This is a genomic window from Halomonas sp. 328, assembly GCF_015645095.1.
GTDB lineage: Bacteria > Pseudomonadota > Gammaproteobacteria > Pseudomonadales > Halomonadaceae > Bisbaumannia.
This window is the reverse complement of sequence record NZ_JADOTW010000074.1, coordinates 1-1102: the sequence shown is the minus strand read 5'-3', so window position 1 is coordinate 1102 and position 1102 is coordinate 1. Positions and strand designations below refer to the sequence as shown.

General features: G+C 61.9%; 1 protein-coding gene. It reads right to left on the bottom strand.

Going from position 1 to position 1102, the window contains the following annotated elements:
* Positions 1-7: 7 nt before the first annotated feature.
* The gene (locus IHD13_RS18010; RefSeq protein ID WP_195862411.1) at positions 8-1000 is read right to left on the bottom strand and encodes an IS30 family transposase; all 993 of its coding nucleotides are present in this window, start codon (positions 998-1000) and stop codon (positions 8-10) included.
* Between the last annotated feature and the right edge of the window lie 102 nt (positions 1001-1102).

Below are 1102 nucleotides of genomic sequence, written 5' to 3'. Positions count from 1 at the left end.
CCTGAATTCAACCAATAAGCGCAGCACCTGATGTGTCCAGTGCTCCTGAATACTCGCCCAGAAATACCAGGGCGGGTGTCCGATAGCCAAGCCGCTTTCGGGGACGCTCATTCAGCTTCTTCACCACCTTGCGCAGCTCGGCGTCGGTGACCTGCCGGAAGTCCGTCCCCTTGGGGAAGTATTGCCGAAGCAAGCCATTGGTGTTCTCGTTGCTCCCCCGCTGGCCGGAGCAGTAGGGGTCACAAAAGTAGGTCGTTGCGGTCACCGCCTTGGCCACGTTTTCGTGGCCGGCAAATTCCGAGCCATTGTCCATCGTGATGGTCTTTACTGCGCCGCGGCGCGGCTTCAGCAGTCGGATCATGGCCGCCTGGGTCAGCTCCGCCGTGACCTTGGGCAGCCTTGCTGCCAACAGGTAACCACTACGACGCTCGACCAGCGTGACCAGCCCCGATTGCTTGTGTCCTTGGATCACGGTGTCACCCTCCCAGTGACCGATCGTCAGCCGATCCTCGACCTCCGCCGGACGCTGCTCGATACCCACGCGATTGGGGATCTTGCCAAGCCCAGCGCTCTTGGCCTGGGCGCGGTGCTTGCTGCGCCGCTTGGGTTGGCGGAGGTGCCGCCACAGATCCCCACCCCGCGCCTTGTCGTCCCAAATCAAGGAGTAGATCCACTGGTGACTGACCCCAACGCCACTCAAGCGCGCCATGAAGCTGCTGATCTGTTCGGGACTCCACTCTTCACGCAACCGATCGACAACGGCGGCGATCACACCGGGCAAGCGCTTTGTCGGCTTCCAGGCGGTGCGGCGCCGGTGATCGCTGAGTGCCTGGGCCTGTTCAGGATCGTAGCCACTGGCGGTAGCGTTTCGGCGCAGCTCGCGACTGATCGTGCTGCTGTGAACGCCGAGCTCGCGGGCGATCTGCCTCTGGCTCATGCCCAAGCCATGACGGGCATGAATCTGGTATCGTTGCGTCTGGGTCAGCTGTCGGTATCCCATGCTCTGCTTCACTTTGGTCGGTAAAGCAGGGAGGGTACCGGCGCTGGCCCTCTTGCTTCTACCGCGTGGTCCAAAGTGCTGCGGTTATTCTATGAATCCAGG